This is a genomic window from Agrobacterium sp. a22-2, from assembly GCF_012276985.1.
In the GTDB taxonomy this organism is placed as follows: Bacteria; Pseudomonadota; Alphaproteobacteria; order Rhizobiales; family Rhizobiaceae; genus Allorhizobium.
The window spans coordinates 1-398 of record NZ_JAAXMM010000107.1; the positions used below are offsets into that span (position 1 = coordinate 1).

General features: G+C 72.1%; 1 protein-coding gene. It reads right to left on the reverse strand.

The features are described 5' to 3' along the window. The coding region (locus HFC70_RS26610) for a class I tRNA ligase family protein (protein ID WP_168476314.1) at positions 1 to 398 on the reverse strand (398 nt) is incomplete at both ends.

The following is a 398-nucleotide window of genomic DNA, read 5'->3' on the forward strand; positions in this document are numbered from 1 at the left end:
CGCGGCTCGTCCGTCTTGCGCAGCACCCACGGGGCCTGGTCCGCGAAGTAGGCGTTGACCTCCCCCAGCACGCGCCAGGTCTCCTCGAGCGCGTCGTGGAAGTCCTGCACCGCGTACGCGGACCGGGAGCGCTCCAGCAGGGCGTCGACCTGGGCCAGGACGGCGCGGTCCGCCTCGGTGAACTCGCCCGGCTCGGGCACGGCGGCGCCGCAGTTCTTGGCCACCATGGACAGCGAGCGCTGGGCGAGGTTGCCGAGGTTGTTGGCCAGGTCCGCGTTCTTGCGGCTCACCACGGCCTCGTGGCTGTAGGAGCCGTCCGCGCCGAACGGGAACTCGCGCAGCAGGAAGAAGCGGATGGCGTCCAGGCCGTACCGGGCCACCCATTCCCGCGGGTGCAC